At 58.5% G+C, this 19,234-nt stretch carries 16 protein-coding genes; 8 read left to right on the top strand and 8 right to left on the bottom strand.

All coding sequences use genetic code 11. From position 1 onward, the window contains the following. The 8 genes from P3W85_RS43940 to P3W85_RS43905 all read right to left on the bottom strand — a co-directional run. A partial coding sequence (locus P3W85_RS43940; protein WP_276269437.1) for an oligosaccharide flippase family protein occupies positions 1-1,198 on the bottom strand: 1,198 nt, incomplete at its 3' end. A 184-nt stretch (positions 1,199-1,382) separates the two neighbouring features. Then, on the bottom strand, positions 1,383-2,471 hold the full coding sequence (locus P3W85_RS43935) for a DegT/DnrJ/EryC1/StrS family aminotransferase (RefSeq protein WP_276269436.1): 1,089 nt from the start codon (positions 2,469-2,471) through the stop codon (positions 1,383-1,385). Continuing rightward, positions 2,468-3,055 carry an acyltransferase gene (locus tag P3W85_RS43930; RefSeq protein WP_276269435.1) on the bottom strand — a complete coding sequence of 196 codons (588 nt, stop codon included), beginning with the start codon at positions 3,053-3,055 and terminating at the stop codon, positions 2,468-2,470. The genes P3W85_RS43935 and P3W85_RS43930 overlap by 4 nt, the downstream gene beginning before the upstream one ends. Positions 3,056-3,062: 7 nt before the next feature. After that, positions 3,063-4,013 carry a UDP-N-acetyl-2-amino-2-deoxy-D-glucuronate oxidase gene (gene wbpB / locus P3W85_RS43925; protein ID WP_276269434.1) on the bottom strand — a complete coding sequence of 317 codons (951 nt, stop codon included), beginning with the start codon at positions 4,011-4,013 and terminating at the stop codon, positions 3,063-3,065. A gap of 16 nt (positions 4,014-4,029) precedes the next feature. Then, positions 4,030-5,346 carry a UDP-N-acetyl-D-glucosamine 6-dehydrogenase gene (gene wbpA / locus P3W85_RS43920; protein WP_276269433.1) on the bottom strand — a complete coding sequence of 439 codons (1,317 nt, stop codon included), beginning with the start codon at positions 5,344-5,346 and terminating at the stop codon, positions 4,030-4,032. Between the two features lie 449 nt (positions 5,347-5,795). Then, on the bottom strand, positions 5,796-8,039 hold the full coding sequence (locus tag P3W85_RS43915) for a polysaccharide biosynthesis tyrosine autokinase (protein ID WP_276269432.1): 2,244 nt from the start codon (positions 8,037-8,039) through the stop codon (positions 5,796-5,798). A 25-nt stretch (positions 8,040-8,064) separates the two neighbouring features. Beyond that, positions 8,065-8,502 (bottom strand): low molecular weight protein-tyrosine-phosphatase, encoded by a 438-nt coding sequence (locus P3W85_RS43910; RefSeq protein ID WP_276269431.1) that lies wholly within the window; start codon positions 8,500-8,502, stop codon positions 8,065-8,067. Beyond that, the gene (locus P3W85_RS43905; RefSeq protein ID WP_276269430.1) at positions 8,499-9,638 is read right to left on the bottom strand and encodes a polysaccharide biosynthesis/export family protein; all 1,140 of its coding nucleotides are present in this window, start codon (positions 9,636-9,638) and stop codon (positions 8,499-8,501) included. The genes P3W85_RS43910 and P3W85_RS43905 overlap by 4 nt, the downstream gene beginning before the upstream one ends. Positions 9,639-10,718: 1,080 nt before the next feature. Between P3W85_RS43905 and P3W85_RS43900 the strand changes: the two genes are divergently transcribed. The 8 genes from P3W85_RS43900 (at position 10,719) to P3W85_RS43865 (ending at position 18,759) form a co-directional block, all read left to right on the top strand. After that, complete coding sequence (locus P3W85_RS43900; protein ID WP_276269429.1) at positions 10,719-11,066, top strand: hypothetical protein; 348 nt, start codon at positions 10,719-10,721, stop codon at positions 11,064-11,066. Between the two features lie 619 nt (positions 11,067-11,685). Then, positions 11,686-12,171, top strand: a complete 486-nt coding sequence (locus tag P3W85_RS43895; RefSeq protein ID WP_276269428.1) for a hypothetical protein — start codon at positions 11,686-11,688, stop codon at positions 12,169-12,171. 428 nt (positions 12,172-12,599) lie between these two features. Beyond that, entirely contained in the window at positions 12,600-12,806 is a 207-nt protein-coding gene (locus P3W85_RS43890) for a hypothetical protein (protein WP_017224274.1), read from the top strand. Positions 12,807-13,156: 350 nt separating this feature from the next. Next, positions 13,157-14,014 carry a transcriptional regulator gene (locus P3W85_RS43885; protein WP_276269427.1) on the top strand — a complete coding sequence of 286 codons (858 nt, stop codon included), beginning with the start codon at positions 13,157-13,159 and terminating at the stop codon, positions 14,012-14,014. A gap of 278 nt (positions 14,015-14,292) precedes the next feature. Beyond that, the gene (locus P3W85_RS43880; RefSeq protein ID WP_276269426.1) at positions 14,293-15,567 is read left to right on the top strand and encodes an SDR family oxidoreductase; all 1,275 of its coding nucleotides are present in this window, start codon (positions 14,293-14,295) and stop codon (positions 15,565-15,567) included. Beyond that, positions 15,564-16,046 carry a DUF2269 family protein gene (locus P3W85_RS43875; protein WP_276269424.1) on the top strand — a complete coding sequence of 161 codons (483 nt, stop codon included), beginning with the start codon at positions 15,564-15,566 and terminating at the stop codon, positions 16,044-16,046. Before P3W85_RS43880 ends, P3W85_RS43875 begins: the two co-directional genes overlap by 4 nt. A gap of 213 nt (positions 16,047-16,259) precedes the next feature. Continuing rightward, on the top strand, positions 16,260-17,564 hold the full coding sequence (locus P3W85_RS43870) for an RNA-guided endonuclease InsQ/TnpB family protein (protein WP_276269423.1): 1,305 nt from the start codon (positions 16,260-16,262) through the stop codon (positions 17,562-17,564). 160 nt (positions 17,565-17,724) lie between these two features. Continuing rightward, positions 17,725-18,759: a GGDEF domain-containing protein gene (locus P3W85_RS43865; RefSeq protein ID WP_276269422.1), complete on the top strand. Its 1,035-nt coding sequence runs from the start codon at positions 17,725-17,727 to the stop codon at positions 18,757-18,759. Positions 18,760-19,234: the final 475 nt, after the last annotated feature.

The following is a 19,234-nucleotide window of genomic DNA, read 5'->3' as shown; positions in this document are numbered from 1 at the left end:
TGTCTAACACATATCGGCACATCACTCCCACACAAACCCATCCAATTACCCAAGGCATTGCAGAGGAAATTTTCCGATAGAAGTCAGAAAATGAGACACCTGCTGCGCGGATAAATATATATAAACAAATTAAATAAAATACCGCCCCGGAAATCGCATAATATTCTGAGAAGTGATGTCTATCAAAATTAGCCGCGATTACTATAGCGCCAATCCTAATGAGCAATCCCGACAATGTTAGAGCCAGCATCGCTTTTTGCATGACCCTGACGTGCATGACCATGGAAATGGGCGACGATATGAATTGAAATATAAACCACGGTGTCATCCAAACAACAATTTCTCCGGCCCTCACCCATTCCTTACCAAAACCAAAAATAAATGCGGGTGGAGCTACGATTCCCGCAAAGAGTAAGGGGCCGATACCGACTTTCGCCAAAGTACCTATGGCGTTCGCGGTAAATTCATGGAGAGTGCCAGCACGAAACTCTTCGGGCGCACGGGACAGATATACTTGCGATACCGCGCCTCCGATAAGCCCTATGGGCGCTTGCATGGCGCGTGTGGCAAGCATTAGAAAACCAGCCTCAGGTCCTAAAGCCAAAGCGGCAATAACAATTACCGGTAACTGTATACCAAGGTTATTGGCAAATGATTCTACGGTTGAGTACTTTGGAAATCTGTCGTACTCACGGAGTACTCTTCTCATAGTGGACCATCGAATTGTCCTCAGCGCTTCGAGATCATTTTTGAGAACATCACGCGCAAGTCCGAATATGCCGGCGCCACTCGTGATCATCTGCCCTAGGAGTAGACCTAGAGGTGCTCCGTTAACCGCACCTACTCCAACTTGCATGGCGGCCCCGCCCAACGCTTGGCTCAACCGGGTTTTGGCGATCGAGGAGAATCTTTTTTTGCGCGTTGCCCAGAACTGCAAAGCCGCGTATGAACCACTGAGCCAAATTCCTAATGGAACCAACAAGAGGTAAGGCTGAAGCTTGGGCTGAGCGATCAAGCGTATGATTTGTGCCGGAAAGAATACTACGACCAAGGCGGAGATCCCTGCGGTCGTAGCCGATATGCAAAGCGCCAATGCCAATAGGTTCGCAGCATCCTCGTCGCGTGTTGGTAAAGGGATGGCAATTTCCAGCCGCAAGCACGAGGCCACGGCCACGATACCAAGGATCGAAACGTACACGGCCATCACTCTGAAGTCGTCTGGCGTGTAAAGCCGCGTCAGAACAGGCAATACCAGCACCATCAACGCTTGGGCAAAGGCGGTACCCCCGACTAGTACGCCAACCGACCTAATAAAATCCTGTCGGTATAGGATCTCGAGTCTGCGGCTAACTCCGGCCTTAATCCGCTGCGAGAGGCTCATACTAATAGGACATCACCAGCGCTTCGGCGATCAGTGCTTGGTCTTTCCCTGCAAGATAAGGATGCATAGGCAGGCTGAGTACTTGCCCTGCCACCTCATCCCCTACGGGCAAATCTACTCGCGCATCGGCCACCGCAGGTTGCTTGTTCAACGGTATAGGATAATGCACCATCGTAGGCACTGCTGCCTGCTTCATGCGTTCTTGCACCACGTCGCGGTCTCGAACGCGCACCGTATACTGAGCGTAGGCGCTCCGATTGTGTGGCTCAACGTACGGGATGATTCCGATCCCAGCTTGGTCAAGCAGGCGGTTGTATTCCGCAGCCACCCGCTGACGGCTTGCAAGTTCGTCATCGAAGATGGCAAGTTTTGGCAACAGAATTGCCGCCTGAATGGTGTCCAATCTGCTGTTCACGCCCACGCGGATGTGATGGTAGCGTCGATCTTGACCATGGCGGGCTATCTGGCGGATAACCTTGGCCAGTTCGTCATCATTCGTAAAGATGGCACCGCCATCGCCGTAGCAACCAAAGGGTTTACTCGGGAAAAAGCTGGTGCAAGCTATGGTAGTGAGATTGCAACTCTTGCGCCCTTTATAGCTCGCGCCAAAACTCTGTGCGGCGTCTTCAATCACCGGTATGCCAAATTTCTCAGCAATTTCGTTAATGGCGTCAAAATCAGCACACTGACCATACAGGCTGACCGGGATGATTGCCTTGGTGCGAGAGGTTATGCTCGCCTCCAGTAATTTTGGATTTAAATTGTAGCTCCGCGGGTCGATGTCCACATACACCGGCTTTGCTCCAAGCAGTGCCACAGTTTCCGCTGTTGCAATATAAGTGAAGCCGGGGGTAATAACCTCATCACCCGGGCCGATAGCGAGCGCCATCAAGGCAATTTGCAGTGCATCCGTTCCATTTGCACATGTGATGCAATATTTTGCACCGACAAAATCTGTTAGCCTCTCCTCAAGCTCCATCACTTCCGGGCCAAGAATATACTGCCCATGGGCAAGGACGCGCTGGATCCCCGCATCGATCTTGTCCTTGATCCGAGCTTGCTGGGTCTTGAGGTCTATAAATTCGATCATTTGTGGCCTTCCACTTTCATCACTCTGTCATCATCAAGTACATACTTGGCGTGCGAATGCTGGCAGGTGGCACTTCCCGCCCCTCGCAAGGGCAGATCCAACTGCTCTCCAAACTCACTCATCCAGCCAATCTGACGTGCAGGCACCCCGACCATCAAGCCGTAGGCTGGCACGTCCCTATTGATGACCGCACCGGCACCTACGAAAGCGAACTCACCGATGGTCACGCCGCAGACGATCGTGCAGTTGGCGCCAAGCGTAGCACCACGCTTCACGAGCGTATTCCGGTACTCGTTCTTGCGCTCAATGAGCGAGCGGGGGTTGTAGACATTGGTGAACACGACGCTCGGCCCGCAAAAGACCCCTTCCTCCAGAGTGACGTTGTCGTACACCGAGACGTTGTTCTGGATCTTGACGTTGTCGCCTATGACTACGCGATTTCCCACGAATACATTCTGACCCAATGAGCAGCATTTTCCGATGCTCGCACCAGCGCATACATGGACGAAGTGCCAGACTCGCGAACCGTCCCCGATCTGCGCTCCTTCGTCCACGATAGCTGAGGGATGAACTTGAAAGGCCATTTCCACCTCAGCGAATGAGTCGGTTCAGGAAGGGATGCCCTTCTTCGTGTTGAGGCGCAACACTCTTCGCCGAGCGAATCGTATCTACCGTCTCCACGCAGTGGCGTGCGTCTTCCAGACCATAACCGCGTCCAACCAGAATCTCTTGGTAGCTAACCGTATGCAGATCGGTAAAGCCCTCGGAGAACTCGATCTCCTGTCCATCTACTGTGATGGATCGATAGGTGGACTTCTTTCCCTTTACGCTCTCGGGCAGGTCATTAGCATCGATAGACAGGAACCATCGAACCCGCGCGTGTTCGTACTCCAGATAGCCAGTCGCCTTGCTTTCGCTGCTGTAGTGCACCACGTTGCGCTGGAGCTTGCCGAAGATGAAATGGAGCATGTCATAGAAGTGGACGCCGATATTGGTGGCCAAGCCGAAGGACTTCCGCATGTCCCCCTTCCAACTCTCCATGTACCATTTCCCGCGCGAAGTGATGTAAGTGAGTTCCACGTCGTATTTACTAGCTCCCCCGTCCCCAGCTACCTTCTTCTTCAGGGCGAGAATTGCTTGGTGGTGACGCAACTGCAAGATGTTGAAGACGCGCTTTCCCGTTTCGCGTTCTGCTAGAGCCAGCTCATCCAGCAGCGCGGCGGTAGGAACTAATGGTTTTTCGCAGATCACATCGCAGCCCAGGCGCAGGCCAGCAGCGATGTGCGGTTGATGCAAGTAATTGGGGGAACAGATGGCCACATAGTCAAGGGCCGTCTCCGGTTTTCGCTTCAAGCGCCAGGCATGGTCGTAAAAACGTTCGAAATCCGTGAAGAACTCGCTTTGCGGCGAGATACTGTCGATGATACCTACGGAGTCGTTGATGTCATAGGCCGAGACGAGTTCGTTGCCCGTGTCTTTGATAGCGCGCATATGGCGCGGTGCTATGTATCCAGCAGCACCGATCAGTGCAAATCGTTTCAATTCTCTCTCCCGTCAATCAGGCTTTGACGATATGGGATTCGGGTACGCGGTATTTACCGCGGCTGTCGATCAAAAGTGCGGCGTGCTGGCTGATTAGTGCGTAGTCGAACTTGTCGTGGTCGGTGGCCAGTACCACGGCATCGAAGCTTGCGATCGTTTCAGCATTAAGTTGTACGCTGGTTAGGTCGAAATGGTGCTCTCGCATCTTCGGGAAGACGGGAACGTGCGGATCGCTATACGCAATCGTGGCGCCCTTGGCCTCTATGAGTTCCATGATTTCGACCGACGGGGACTCGCGCATATCGTCCACGTTCTTCTTGTAGGCGATACCGAGGACTAGAACCTTGCAACCTCTAAGCGCCTTCCCATGGAAATTCAAGCCGTCTATCAGCTTGCCGACGACATACTCAGGCATTGCCTTGTTAACCTCGCCAGAGAGCTCGATGAATCGGGTATGCAGGCCGTACTCACGCGCTTTCCAAGTCAGATAGAACGGGTCGATCGGAATGCAGTGGCCGCCCAGTCCGGGGCCGGGGTAATAGGCGGTGAACCCGAACGGCTTTGTGGCGGCTGCGTCCACAACCTCAAAGATATCGATGCCCATGCGGTCAGCGACAACTTTCATTTCGTTGACGAGGCCGATGTTCACCGCACGATGGATGTTTTCCAGCAGTTTGGTCATCTCTGCTGCCCTGGTGGAGCTTACGGGGACCACCTTGTCGATTGCCGGCGCATATAGCGCAAGTCCTACTTCCAGGCAAGTGCTCGTGTGGCCGCCAACGACCTTCGGAATGGTTCGCGTCTCGAAATTTGCGTTGCCCGGGTCTTCGCGCTCCGGCGAGTAGACCAAGAAGATATTGGTGCCAACTTCGAGGCCACTCTCTTGCACACGTGGCAACAACTCTTCTTCCGTTGTACCTGGATATGTGGTGCTCTCGAGCGAGACTATCTGTCCTTCGCGCAGATGCTTCTTGATGGCATCGGTGGTATTCACCACAAAGCTCATATCGGGCTCACGATGTTTATTGAGCGGAGTAGGAACGCAAAGGATCAATGCATCGCATTCGCGGACGCGCTCGAAGTCCGTGGTGGCTTCGAAGCCGCTCTCGCGCGCGCGGGCAATACTGCTGGCGGAGATGTGCTCAATATAGCTATGACCGGCATTTAGCTTATCGACCTTATCCTTATCGATGTCGATTCCCAGTACTCGGAACCCAACGGCGTTATAGCGAAGCATCAGTGGTAGCCCGACGTACCCGAGCCCCACAATGCCGATGATGGATTCCTTTCGTTGCAGATGCTCGACAAGATTAGCTGCGATGAGATTCGACATGATTTTATAGAAACCTAATATTTTTGCTGGACTGAACCCGCCTCTTTCCCACCGGAGGTCAGCGTACGAGTGAATGCAGTTTTTGTGCGCCCTCCGCCTGGCATAGCTCACGTTGCGTGTCCGAACGAGATCTGCCTGGGTTCATGGCGCCTTTCACACCGGCAGATCACATAAACATCGACGAACAAATGACAAGATCTGAATTTCTGCGCGAATGTGCTCGCGGAATAAATATTAAATAGCTATCCCATAGTGAAATGCATCGTCTAAATTGTTTGCGTCGCAGAGAATATCAAACTTGACCAAGACATAAATTACCCTCGCATCAGTTTGCAAATCGATCTTTATAACTAGAATAGATCAATCCATGATAATTATCTTCAATTTGGCGCACCAACTCTTGTATAGAATCATATAAATTACTTAAACTTATATACGTTACGACAACGTCAATTATTAACCTTCCCCGTCTCACTTGCATAACCATAATACGCATATCGATAGCGCCCATACTTCGATCCATACCCATAGCGATATGCCCTGGCATCCAATCCATTGAAGATTACGCCATTCACTTCAGCGTTGGATTGGCGAAGCTGCTTAGCTGATTCCGTGACCTCACCAATCGTCGTCTTCTCAAACCTTGTGACGAGGAACACAGTGCCGCAGCGTGCCGCCAGAATCGCCGTGTCAGATACCGCAAGCACCGGCGGGGTGTCAATCAGGACCAGGTCGTAACCCTCGCTGATTTCTTGCAGCAATTGCACCATGCGTTCATTGAGCAGCAGTTCCGCCGGGTTCGGTGGCAACCCCCCCGTGCTCAGGAAGTCAAGATTCTCGAAAACGCCTCGGTGTACGGCTTCGTCGAAGGTAACTCTTCCCACAAGCAAGTCGGAGAGCCCACACTGTCGCTCCATGCCAAAGTACTGGTTGAGATAGCCTTTACGCATATCCGCATCGACGAGCAGCACGCGCTTACCGCCGGTGGCCATAACCAGCGCCAGATTTGCAGAGACGAAGGATTTCCCAACGCCCGGCGTAGGACCAGTTAGTAGAACGCAGTTGTTGTCGGCGTCCAGCATTGCGAACTGCAGCGCCGTGCGTAGACTGCGCAGACTCTCGATCGACGAATCATTGGGATAAAGGTCTGCGAGCAGGAACCGTCCGCGCTTGCGCTGGCGGATTTCCTCACTAAGCATGCTCTGCTGCGGCGACAGAGGTACGGTGGCATAGACGTTCAGGCCACTGTGCTGCTCGATATCCTGGGAGTCAGTGATGCCGCCATAGAGTGCGTTGCGCACAAAGGCCGCTACCACGCCCAGCAGTGCCCCTAGAATGGCGGCGAGGGCAACGGTAAGAGCCTTCTTGGGCTTAATGGGTTGTTCTGGCACAGGTGCGTTGTCCAACAAGCGGACGTTGCCGACCTTGCCAGCCTTAACCAACTTGAGTTGCTGCATATTGTTGAGCAATCCAACGTATAGGTCATTGTTGACCTGAACATCGCGCATCAGACGTAGGATGTCCTGTTCTACGTTTGGAAAAGTTTTCATGCGAGCCGCCATGCGATCCGCTTTTGAACTTAATGTGGAAATTTGCTCATCAAGAGCCCGAATTCCTGGATGATTCTGGGTAAAGCGCGTCAGCAATTCTGTGCGCTTCTGCTTCAGCTCTAGCATGTTTGTTTCCGCCGATACGCTTTCCTGCAGAAAAGCCTTACCTTCCTCGCTCAAATTGAAAGTATTGCGTTTATTGCGCATATCGTTATACCTAACTTCCGCGCGCTCCAACTCAATTTTCAACTGAGGCAGAAGGTCACCGAGGAAGACCAGGGACTTTTCCGCTTCAGCGGCTTTACGCTTAATGTTCTGCGCAACGTATTCGTCCCCGATCTCGTTAAGGATACGAGCGGTGAGCGCGGGATTCGTACCTTCAAGCGAGGCACCGATGATGCCGCTTTGTTTGCCTTTCTCCGCGATCTTGAGCTGGTCCTGCAGATTTTCCAACGTCCGGAGCCGAGATGCGCGTAACAAGTTGAAGACGATGCCGGGCTTTGCGTTTAGCCCTGTCACTAACAAGGAGAAGTGCCCAGCATTCTGATCGACCTGCAGAAGCTCGCCAACTCGCCCTTCTAGAGGCTCGTCAAGACTACTTTGTTCGATACGATAGCGACCTTCACCGAGTGCCACCAGCTTGAACTCTACATCTTCCAAGGATTCCGGTACGTCGAACTGGTCCACGCTGATCGATTCCTTCGCCCAGGCAAAGCCACCGAAACCCATCAATCCTGGCTGGGAGAGGCCTCTACCCCTGCTGGCAATCCACGCTCCGACAAAGGGGAAGTAGTTCGGTTTAGCGCTGATATAAAGATGCAGGTTATCTACAGCCTTGCCCACCACCATGCGCGAGCGAAGGATTTCGATTTCTGCAGTGGCTTCGGCCTTAACGTCGAACAGGCTGGACACATCGCCCAATAGGCTCTTGGCACTATCGGGGTTGTCTTCCACTTGCACGAGAATGTCTGCCTGGTAGACAGGCCGGGCCAGAAAGGCATAGGCAACGCCAAGCGCCAGAATAGCGGCGGCAATCGTCGCGATCAGCCAGCGGCTGGCAAGCAGCACGTCCAAATACCGAACAAGATCGAATTCGTCTTCGGGCGGACCGGCAACTGCGACAGGGGAAGGATTCTGGTTCATTAGCTCTACTGCGAATCTGAATCTGTTAACGGAGCGCCTGGATGCGAGGCACCCAGGCTTCCACGCCGCGCTGAATCATCTGAAGCGCGTCTTCAAAGGCTGAACGTGCCTCCCGATACGGGTCTGGCACATCGAACTTGGCAAGCTCACCTACCCGAAACACTCGGCCCGTCGTTGCAGGATGCAAGCGCTGTATTTCCAGCCTTTGTGAGTTGTCCATTACGAGGATCAGGTCGGCATGCCTGGCCAGATTGCCACTCAGTTGCTGGGCGCGATGGCTGGTGATATCCAGACCCATTTCGCTCATTAGCGCGACCGCGTGCGGCTCGGCTGGCTGGCCAACGAGTGCGCTCAGACCGGCCGAGACAACGCTGGTCTCAGGCAGCGCTTGCTTGAGTAGGCCTTCCGCCATCGGGCTCCGGCAGATATTTCCGATGCATACCACGAGTACGGTCTTAATCATTTGACCGTATTCGCGGTGGCGTTGAAGAAATTTCCGCTCGGGATCAACTGATTGATCACGCGGCTCCAACGGACTACACCGGCCGCATCGACGTACACAACGTCTTTCGGCCTTAGTTCGAACGATTCCGCAAGCGCCAGTGAAGCCGGAGACTTTCCGTCAAGGTGGAATATCTCCGCCTCGCCCTCCTCGCCCCTGCGAATCACATAGAGCTCTTTAGCGTCGGCTGAGACTGGATTCACACCGCCCGCTTCGCCAATAGCTTCGTTCAACGTCAGACGACCGTTGCGCGGAAGGACGACGGAGGGGCGAACGACTTCACCCGTAACGAACACTTTGCTGTCTTCTCGCTGCTCAACACGCAGAATGTCGCCATTTCGCAGCAGGACGCGTGCGGGGTCAATGCCTTTGCGCAGGAGAGCAGGTAGATCGACTACGTAGTTCTTGCCATCTCGCGCGATGCGGATACGGCTATTGTCACCCGTTGTTACATTGATCCCGCCGGCGCGATTCAGCGCCTCAACGAGCGTCATTGGCACGTCGTCAATATTCTGCGGACCAGGCACCTTCACTTCCCCATCCAAGTAGACGCGTTTGCTGCGAAACGCCAGCACACGCACTGTCACCTGAGGCAGGTTGACCACACTCTTGAGTTGTGTGGTCAACTCACCCCGAATTTCATCAGGGGTCTTCCCAAGGACAGTCACCACCCCTGCGTACGGAAACTGAATCGTGCCCTTAGGGCTAACCACATACCCAGGAACATTGGGTGCGCCACCAACGGCGGGAATCTCATATGCGTTGCCAATAGTGTAGGTCTGCGTGGGAAACACCAGCTCGGGATGGTCCCATACGACGATGGAGAGAATATCGCCTATGCCAACCGTATAGGCGCCCCCCGTGCCGAACAGGTCTTGGATATCGTCATTCGCCGGCTTGTTACTAGCCTTCATAGCGCGCACCAACGCTGGCGTAATCTGGGTGACCTTTGGTACCGATTCCGGATCCTTCGGATCGAGCGGGCGCTGCGGATCAAACCGCATCCCCGGCGCAAGTGCGCAGGATGCAAGTAGTGGAACCGTCCCCAGCAACAGCAATGCTCTACGGAAATACGGAAGGCTTGAAAGCTTGAACACGTGTAGATAATTCCCTTGATACCCGAAGGTCCGCGCACCCGTCGGTTGCCCGGTCCAGGATTGCTGCGACGGATCCGCTTGTCCAACACGGCACGCTTCGGTGCCTCTCCGCTTCTTTTGCCTGCCGGGCGGATACGAACTTTGCGGCGATGATTTTTTTCTGCCTTCACACATTGCTTTCGCACTGCATCAGATCGTGAAGACCGGCGAAGTGTATGGCGCTTGCGGGTCTGTCTTCAAGGCAAAGCGGCCGTTTTTGCCCTGTTTTCTATCCCCCCTGAAGAGTGGACCCGACAATAGTGGGGATGCCCCCAAAAGGGGTAATACAGCACAATCCGGCTCACGTTCATGATGGAAAAATCCGTCGCTAAGTTGAGTGTTTAACCCGTTTGGGCCATCCTTTTTTGCGTGGTGCTTTTTCCGTTTTTTTGCCGATTTTTTTCCTGTTCTTTCCGGCCACGTTTTTCTCCACGCGAAGGCGGCTATGCGCCGCGAATTTCGGTATCCCACCAAGGTGGGGATAGATTCAATTCGGCAAGACGCGGCGCTTCGTGTATGCCGGTGCCGGATACCGGAGTCGCGCGTGTGCACGTGGGGTGCTACTGCAACGGGGGATACCTGGCATGGCGTCGACCGGCGCACTTCACTTGCCGATGCATCGCAAAAAAAGAGGGTGTAGGCGCGGGGAGTGCCTACACCCTATCGGGAATTAGCAAGGGGTCACGCTTGCCGGGTTGCATTATTGATGGGTGCACCGAGCACAGTTACCCTGCTTAGGTGGGCCCCACGCTAATGGGGGGAAAGCCGTGAATTTCGCCTGCCGATGGCTTGCAGGGCGCGCTTTGGCGGATTGCGTGAATGCCCTGCGATTCCCTCTGCGGTTGTGCTTGCCGCCTTACCCTGCGCAAGAGTGGGGCCTACCAAGGCAGGGTACCGACCAGCGCTTTGCCAGAGCAGACTTGCGCCCAGACACACGATGGTCAAGGCACCGGTTTGCCGGCGCTGCGATGTGCGCCTCACAGGAGTTGGCGCTGATCGCGCGCCGCGGGCATTGCGTGCCACCTGGAAGGGCGGAAGCAAATGCAGGATTCAAGTTCTACCAACAGCGGTGTGCTGGCGGCACGCGCGGCGAGCGGGTCTGGCGAGGCCTGGGTCGAGGCGCACCTGACGCCGTCGGGCTGGACCTATGGCAGTTACAAGGATGCGGATGCGGGGCCGGTGCTGGTTCCGGCGCCAAGCGAGTCGGTGCTGACGGTGCGGCGGCATTACATCGTCAGTGGCGCGGCGGCGCCCAAGCGGCTCAGCGAGGTCCGTACCACGCGGGCGGATTCCGCGCGGGAGATCATTCGGCTGCTGGAGGCGTTTGGCGAACCGCATTTCAATATCAGAACGCCCCACGTGCCGAGAACGCCCGGAGGATCGCTCTGATTGTCCGGTGTTGAAGTCGCGCTGCCGGACTGATCATGGCAGCCGCAGGATAGCCGGATCTGCGCGCACGGATAGCGATCGCGACGCATCCGGCGATATCGGCGGCGGGCTGGACGCTTCGGCCAGCACATAGTGCCTGGCATGAATTCCGCGGCACATGCGCTGTCGATGCCAGACATTGCACCCGGTGCCCCCTCCCCTTTGCCGTCACAATCGACGCGCCCCCAGAACATTTAGAACATTTCGCGTACAGCCCGCGCCGGTCATCGCCGCCAAGTGGGGGACGCACGCCCAGCCCTTAGCCGAAAGGATGAGGGGGCTACGGCAAACGGCGCATTGACGCGACCTGCCCCGCGGCTAACATCGGCTTTAGGCCTGTGGCAATGGGCTTGGCGGGCTTGGAGAGATCGCTTAAATAGCGCAAAGAGCCCCAAATTGGCGCCAACGTACGCGAATGGGCAAACGAAGGTATCCTAGCCACCGCGTTTAAAGCGCCTTGGACAGCATACGTATACACTGCCGGTTTATTTGGGCAACGGTTTGCCCGCGCTACCGGCGGCGCGCATTGCGCTGTAGCCATGCATGCGCGACCCAATCGATGAGACAAGGCAGTAAGAATATGAAAGTTTCAACCACCAACGTTCTCAACATCCTCGAGCAGGACGAAATTGCGACGGTGCAGGATCTCGCGCGTACGATTTCCAACCCCCGCGGCTTTGTGCTGCTGCGCACCGCCTTTGCGCTGATGGCAGCCGTGGCGGTGCTGTGCTTTGCGGCCGACAGCTTCCACCTGGATGGATTCCACAGCGTGGGGATTGGCGCGGCGGCGCTGGCGGCCGTGTTGTTTTTGGCGGAACGCCGCGCGTTCGGTAACCGTGACGAGTTCGAGGTGTCCGCGGAGCAGGTGACCGTGCTGCGCGCCGAGCTTCGCCCGGAGATGTTCAGCAAGCTGGAGGAGCTTGCCGTCCGCCTGACCCACGATGGCCCGGGCGATGGCGTGATCCGGGCTCGTACCTTGTGGCTTTTCCTGTCCGAATCCGTGGCCAGCGATACCCTCAAGCGCAGGAATGCCCGCGGCCCGGCCCAGGAGTCGAAGGCGGGCTGATTCACGCGGGCTCGCCGGGGCGGCGCCTGCCGCCCTCTATTTGTCTGTTTTTAGTCACTTTTCGTGACGCTCCGCGTTCTCGTCCCAGGAAGGCTGCGGAGGGCTGTTGGGAAGGCATTGTCATCGCCTTCCCCCGTGGCGGGGGCCCGGCCTCCTGTCGCCATTTGCGCGGCCTCTTCTTCAAGCGCCATCGCCCGGCGGCGTTCCCTGATTGATACCCCTCCTCCGGGTGCCCCGCTTTCTCGTTTTCCCTCCCTGCCTTCCGGCGTCCTCCCCTTTAGCGGGGTATGGCATCTGTTGCCAGGCAGCATAATCGCCGCCGATCAAGCAAGACACGGGTGCATTCTTCATGGAGGAGGCGCCAGGGCGGCGCCGTCTGCCCTTTGTGCTTTGCCCGGGAACAATGGATTCGTACAGGAAGCAAGATCATGTGGATATATTTGCCGGGATTCCTGCTCTTTGAACTGCTGTGGTTTCTCCCTTACCGGAAGGTGTTCAAGGCTGCGCATTTCAGCGGCCATTACGCTTATCTTGCCTTGCTTCCTGTCGTCGGCCCGATGATCTGCATCTGGATCCTGGCTTATCGGCCTTGGCCTCTTAAGGCCAGGCTGGTCCGCATCTATTCAACCCAGTGACGATTTGCCGCCCCGAAGAACATGCCGGTCTGCTGGCCGGGCTTCTCTTGCCGAAGCATGTGGATCGGGCGCTTTGCCGACCCGCGCCGGCATTGGGAAGAACCGGGAATCTCCCCGGCGCTGCCCCAGCCGTGCATGTGGCTGTGATGTTGCGGCAAGCCGGATGAGAAGCACTCGCCTGACGCATCGATGATGTGTCAGGCGGCCTGGACATAAGAGCGCGGCCAGGCGCGCCTGCCGCGCGAAGCCTTTGGTGAAGAATTTCAGGGGCATGCGGCACCCGGCAGCCGCCGCCATGACACGTTACGGCATGCATGCGAGAAGCCCATTTTTTGCCGTGAGGGGGACTCATGCAACACCCGGAAACATTTACCAGTCAGGAACTGGACCAATACTTTGCGTCCTATGTCGGTATGGAAGGGGGCAACCCGCAGGCATCCGTCTGGATCTGCGACCGGAGCCCGCATCCGTGGCTGGAGCCTCTTGCCAGGCCGTTGCAGCCGCGCACGGCGCCGCCCGCATGGGATGCGGCGTTTCGCGCGCGGCATCTGGAGGACATGGGCAAGTGGCTTCATCATCAGCGTATCGCGCGCTTCATGGCAGCAGCCCGGGCAGAGGCGCTGGGTGTCGCTCTGGGCGACGACGACTGGCGGCACTATTACCGGAGCCAGCTCTACGCGCCCGATGGCTACGAGTTCAAGCTGAACCTGTTTCCCTTGCCCGCGCAGCTCGATGGCCTGATGCCCTGGTCCAAGGTGTTTCGCGGCCAGGCGGCGCTTGTGCCCAAGCATCGCTACCTGGCACTGTGCCGGCAGGGTGGGCGCTTTCATTTTCTGCAGCACATGCGTGCGCGCTGGCGGCCGAAGATCGTGGTCTGCATGGGCTATCGCCATGCCGACGATTACCTGCGCGCTTTCGGGTTGCAGGGGCTGGAAGGTGAGGATCTGCTGCTGCAGCCGGCGGATCAGGTGAAGATATTGCGCGTGTTCGTGAAGGACGGCACGAAGTGGATCATCTGTCCGGCGCTGGCGGGCCCCGAGGGACTGACTTCCGATGTGCTGCTGAATGCCTTCGGCAAGTTGCTTGCCGCCAGCCTGCTGCCGGATGACTTCGGTGGGCTGCCGTCGCGCCGAGCCGGCTCGGATTGCCGCTGCCCTCCGGCGTTCCCCGCGCTCGCGCCGGGCACTGCCTGGGAGCCTGCTGCCTGACACCGGCTGCCTGTTTTCAAGGCAGGCCATTTCCGCGATTGCCAGCTGCCGGGTTATACCCGGCACAGTCCGGCGATATCCGGCGCGGCGCCCTTGCCCCTGATTTCCGAACCAACGTCACTGGGGCCGCCCTGGCCCTGCCCGAAGCCCTGTCCCTAGCCCTGTCCCTAGCCCTGCCCCAATTCGCGCGCTGACCCAGCCTTGCTCCAGCCTTGACTTCGCTCCTTTCATTCTGTAATTTCTGTCTTCACAGAAACAACAGAATTAACAGGTGACCTATGAAGGTTCTTGTTGCCGGGGCCAGCGGGCTGATCGGATCGGCCGTGGTGGCCCGCCTGCTGGCGGATGGGCACCAGGTGGTGGCGCTGGCGCGGCGGCTGGCGCATTTGCCGCGCCATCCGCGGCTGCATCGTATCGGCGCCGATTTGTCCGGCTGGACCACGCCAGCGCATTGGCAGGCGGCCTTGCGCGGCGTGGATGCGGTCCTGAATGCGGTGGGGATTTTTCGGGAGCAGGGGCGGCAGCGCTTCCAGGCCTTGCATGTGGAGATGCCGTGCGCGCTGTTCATGGCCTGCGAGCGGGCTGGCGTGCGCCGGGTGGTGCAGGTTTCCGCGCTGGGGGCCGGGCCCGATGCCGCCACGGCTTACTGGCGCAGCAAGGGCTTGGCGGACCAGGCTTTGCGGGCGAGCACGCTGGACTGGCTGATCGTGCAGCCGTCGCTGGTGTACGCGCCGGCCGGCCGCAGTGCGGCATTGTTCCGCCGGCTGGCGGCGTTGCCTTTGCTGCCGGTGCCGGCCGGCGCCGGGCATGTGCGGCCCATCTATCTGGACGACGTGGTGGCGCTGCTGCGCCATGCGCTCGACCCGCATTGCCCGGGGCGCCGCGCCGTGGCGGCGGTGGGGCCGGTGCGGCTGGGGCATGCCGGCTGGCTTGGGGCGCTGCGGCGCGGCATGGGCATGCGGCCGGCGCGCGTGCTGCGCGTGCCCGGCTGGCTGGCCGGCGCGGCGGCGGCATTGCTGGGCCGGTTCCCGGGCAGCCTGGTGGACCGCGACAGTCTTGTCATGCTGCATAGCGACAACAGCGCCAGCCCGCACGCCGCCGCTGCGCTGGCCGGGCGCCCGCTGCGCGATCCCGGCCGCTTCGCTACCCCCGCGGAGCGGCTTCCTGCCTTGCTGCATTGGCATCTGTGGGTGGCCCGGATGGTCATTGCGGCGGTGTGGCTGGCCACGGCCTATGTCTGCTTTGCAGACCTGGACGCCGGCACCGGGCTGCTGCGCGATGCCGGGCTGCCGCTGGCCTGGCGCGCGCCCCTGGTCTGGCTGGGCGGCGGCCTGGACCTGGCGCTCGGCGTGCTGGTGCTGTGGCGCCCCACGCGCGCGGTATGGGCGGCGCAGGCCGCGCTGGTGCTCGGCTATACCGCGCTGATTACCTGGCTGCTGCCGGTCTGGTGGCGCCATCCGTTCGGGCCGGTGCTAAAGAACCTGCCGATGCTGGCGTGGTTCGCCCTCTTCCTGCAACTCGACCGCCATGCGCAAATCGAGGAGCAAGCATGACTTACCTGATCGTCAAGTGGCTGCACATCCTGTCCGCCACGTTTATGTTCGGCACGGGCTTTGGCACGGCCTTCTATATGTTCTTTGCCAACCGTAGCCGCAATGTACAGGCCATGGCCGTGGTGACCCGCTGGGTAGTGCGCGCGGATGCCTGGATCACCGCGCCGGCGGTGGTCTTCCAGCCGTTGAGCGGGCTGTACATGATGCACGCGGCGGGGTATCCGCCGTCGGCCATGTGGCTGTGGGTATCGGTCTCGCTCTACGCGCTGGCCGCCGCCTGCTGGCTGCCGGTGCTGTGGCTGCAATGGCGGATGCGCGATATGGCGGCGGAGGCGGCGCGGGCATCGGGCTCCGCCACGGGCGTGGATGGCCTGCCGGCAAGTTACTGGCTGTATGAGCGGATCTGGGTGGTGCTGGGTTTCCCGGCGTTCGGCGGGCTGCTGGCGGTGTACTGGCTGATGGTGAGCAAGCCGGCCTGACTGCCGGCGCGCCGGCGGCGCTGGACGGGCAAGGAGCAACGTGCAACGTGCAACGTGCAACGGCAGGCAATATGCCGCGATCGGTCTTTGGTAGGATAGCCAATCGACGCTGACCAGGAAGCGCGACAAGCCCCGGCCTTTCAGGCCGAGGAAGGATAGCGCGGACGCCGCAGGCGGTCTTGCCAAGGCGTCGATTGCTGATACGATTTGCCCATGCGACGTCTACAAGCCTTTAAGTTCGAATTGATGCCAAACGGCCAGCAGCAGCGCGATATGCGCCGCTTTGCTGGATCGTGCCGCTTTGTATTCAACAAGGCATTGGCGTTGCAGAAGGAGCGCTACGAGCAAGGCGAGAAGAAGTTGGGTTATGCCGGACTGTGCAAGCTGCTCACCAATTGGCGCAGCGGGACGGAAACTCCGTGGCTCAAGGACTCGCCGACGCATCCGCTGCAGCAAGCGCTCAAGGACTTGGAACGAGCCTACGCAAATTTCTTCGCCAAACGGGCTGACTTCCCGCGTTTCAAGAAGAAGGGGCAGGCCGAGAGCTTCCGCTACCCCGATCCGAAACAGGTCAAGCTGGATCAGGGCAATAGTCGCATCTTCCTGCCCAAGCTCGGCTGGCTGCGCTATCGCAACAGTCGGCACGTGCTGGGCACGGTAAAGAACGTCACCGTCAGCCAGTCGTGCGCCAAATGGCACGTGTCCATCCAGACTGAGCGCGAAGAGGGGAAACCTGTCGCGCAGGCCACGAGCGCCGTCGGTATCGACATGGGTATCGCCCGCTTCGCTACGCTCTCCGATGGTACGTTCTATTCGCCGCTCAACAGCTTCAGGCGCCACGAAACCGCCTTGCGCAAAGCGCAGCGGGCAATGAGCCGCAAGACAAAGTTCAGCAGAAACTGGAAGAAGGCCAAAGCCCGAGTCCAGCGCATTCACGCCCGCATCGGCAACGCCCGCCGCGACTACCTGCACAAAGCCACGACCACGATCAGCAATAACCACGCGATTGTGTGCATCGAGGACCTGCGGGTTAGCAATATGTCCAAGTCAGCGGCGGGTACTAGTGAGGAGCCGGGCAAGCGTGTTCGGGCCAAGTCCGGCCTGAACAAAGCCATCCTCGATCAGGGGTGGTACGAGTTCCGTCGTCAACTGGATTACAAGCTGTCATGGAATGGCGGGTATCTCGTCGCAGTGCCGCCGCAGAACACAAGCCGAACATGTCCGTGCTGCGGGCACGTCTCGGCGAGCAACCGCCGGACACAAGTGCGCTTCGCGTGCGTGGAATGCGGCTTCGAGGAACATGCCGACCTGGTCGGCGCGATCAACGTTTTAAGGGCGGGACACGCCCAGTTCGCCTGTGTCCCACGAGGGGATTCCCCTTTGGGTCAAGTGAGCGGTGCAGCAATGCCGCCAGCAGCAGGAACCTACCGAAGCGACCCGGATGCCGGCACGATGCCGCCGCTGGGCGCAGTAGGAATCCCCTCCCTTTCCGCGCAAAGCGCGGCAGCCGAAGGCTGAGGGAGGGGAGGATGTCAACGGGAGTCGAACAGCCAATGCCCCAGATTGACCTGAGAACAACGGTGATGCTTGCGTCGATCATGTCGATCCTGATGTCGGCCGTCCTGTTATCGGCGTATTTTAGTTTTCCCCCGGGGCGATCAAGGGCATCGGGTACTGGGTGTCGGGCTCGTTGATCCTGGTGGTGACGCCGGTGCTGTTCTGGCTGCGGGGCATCGCCCCGGACTGGCTGTCGATCGTGGTGGCCAACGGGCTGATGATCGTCGCCATGGGCTTGTGGATGCTGGCTACGCAGGCGTTCTACGGGCGGCCGCAAACACCCAGGCTGGTTGCCGGGGCCGCCGTGGCCACTACCGTGCTGGTGGCCTGGTTCGCGTTTGTGGAACCGAGCTACGGCGCGCGGCTGCTGATCGTGACCTTTGTCGTGGCGTGCTTCTACGCTACGCTGAGCGTGCTGATCCTGCGCCAGGGCGATCGCCATTTCAGCACGTATTTCTTCGGCGGCCTGATGATCGTCCAGACGCTGGTGGTGCTGATGCGCTTTGCCACCGGCCTGGTCGGGGGCCTGCCGAATCCAACGCTCTTCGCCTCCGACGACGTTGTCCAGACGATCTACCTGGCGTCTTACACGTTCATGGACCTGGCGCTGTCGGTTGCCTTCATGCTGGTGGTGACGCGGCGCGTGCATCTGGAACTCGAGACGCTGTCCAGAACCGATCCGCTGACGCAGTTGCTCAATCGCCGTGCCCTGTACGACGCCGGCAAGGTTGAGCTGGCGCGCATGCATGACCACGGGGACGAGATGACGCTGCTGTTGATCGACCTTGATCATTTCAAGCGCATCAACGATAGCCTGGGGCATGCGGAAGGCGACCGGGTGCTGACGGATTTCTCGGCCATGCTCAAGCGCGAGCTGCCCGCCAATGCCTACCCCGGCCGCTTTGGCGGCGAGGAGTTCCTGGTGCTGCTGCCCCACACCGGCATGGGCGCCGCGCTTGGCCTTGCGGAGCGCCTGAGGGCCACCTCTTCCCGGTACTTCGGCAGGCGCGTTGCCGACCTGACCATCAGCATCGGCGTGGCCTGCGTGGACGAGGCGGATACGCGCCTAGTTGCCACCATCGGCCGCGCGCTGTACCGGGCCAAGAGCAGTGGCAGAAACCGGGTGGAAGTGATGATAAAAGCGGCCGGAGCTTAGCTTCTGTCACGCCTTAGTGCGATCCTGTTAGATGTATTAATTCAGCGAAATCCTGCAGGCCAAATTGATAACCGTGCTGATCATCTTTCAGGCATGGCACCAGGAACGCCATCGCGCAGACGACTTCCGCCCGTTTGGCCTGCCGCTTATACAGCTTCGCACCGGCTACCGTCACATCCTGCTAGATGGAAAAAAGTCCGACAGGTCCAACACAATTGCACACACTATCCCAGTGCCAATGTCACTTAGCGGACGTACTTGCAATTACCGTAGCCACAAAAATGAGTCACCCGCCACAAAAAATAGCTGCAGTTGTCGCGACGCCCCCATATGCCGCCACCGACAGCAAAATATCGGTAGTAATGCACCCGTGCTCGGGCTCAGATCAGCCATCCAGATATGCCGGCCATAAATAACGCGATGGCACCAAAATGGAATGAAAACGCCCCTAAATTTCCCCCACATAGCCGATTAA

It is taken from the genome of Cupriavidus basilensis (assembly GCF_029335485.1).
Taxonomy (GTDB): Bacteria; Pseudomonadota; Gammaproteobacteria; order Burkholderiales; family Burkholderiaceae; genus Cupriavidus; species Cupriavidus basilensis_E.
The sequence above is the reverse complement of the archived record's forward strand: the minus strand, read 5'-3'. Positions and strand labels throughout refer to the sequence as shown.

What these genes read in the sequence shown, in the direction of transcription:
- P3W85_RS43935 (WP_276269436.1), bottom strand. Translation starts at nt 2,471, where the DNA reads ATGATCGAATTTATAGACCTCAAGACCCAGCAAGCTCGGATCAAGGAC.
- P3W85_RS43930 (WP_276269435.1), bottom strand. Translation starts at nt 3,055, where the DNA reads ATGGCCTTTCAAGTTCATCCCTCAGCTATCGTGGACGAAGGAGCGCAG.
- wbpA (WP_276269433.1), bottom strand. Translation starts at nt 5,346, where the DNA reads ATGTCGAATCTCATCGCAGCTAATCTTGTCGAGCATCTGCAACGAAAG.
- P3W85_RS43915 (WP_276269432.1), bottom strand. Translation starts at nt 8,039, where the DNA reads ATGAACCAGAATCCTTCCCCTGTCGCAGTTGCCGGTCCGCCCGAAGAC.
- P3W85_RS43910 (WP_276269431.1), bottom strand. Translation starts at nt 8,502, where the DNA reads ATGATTAAGACCGTACTCGTGGTATGCATCGGAAATATCTGCCGGAGC.
- P3W85_RS43900 (WP_276269429.1), top strand. Translation starts at nt 10,719, where the DNA reads ATGCAGGATTCAAGTTCTACCAACAGCGGTGTGCTGGCGGCACGCGCG.
- P3W85_RS43895 (WP_276269428.1), top strand. Translation starts at nt 11,686, where the DNA reads ATGAAAGTTTCAACCACCAACGTTCTCAACATCCTCGAGCAGGACGAA.
- P3W85_RS43890 (WP_017224274.1), top strand. Translation starts at nt 12,600, where the DNA reads ATGTGGATATATTTGCCGGGATTCCTGCTCTTTGAACTGCTGTGGTTT.
- P3W85_RS43885 (WP_276269427.1), top strand. Translation starts at nt 13,157, where the DNA reads ATGCAACACCCGGAAACATTTACCAGTCAGGAACTGGACCAATACTTT.
- P3W85_RS43880 (WP_276269426.1), top strand. Translation starts at nt 14,293, where the DNA reads ATGAAGGTTCTTGTTGCCGGGGCCAGCGGGCTGATCGGATCGGCCGTG.
- P3W85_RS43875 (WP_276269424.1), top strand. Translation starts at nt 15,564, where the DNA reads ATGACTTACCTGATCGTCAAGTGGCTGCACATCCTGTCCGCCACGTTT.
- P3W85_RS43870 (WP_276269423.1), top strand. Translation starts at nt 16,260, where the DNA reads ATGCGACGTCTACAAGCCTTTAAGTTCGAATTGATGCCAAACGGCCAG.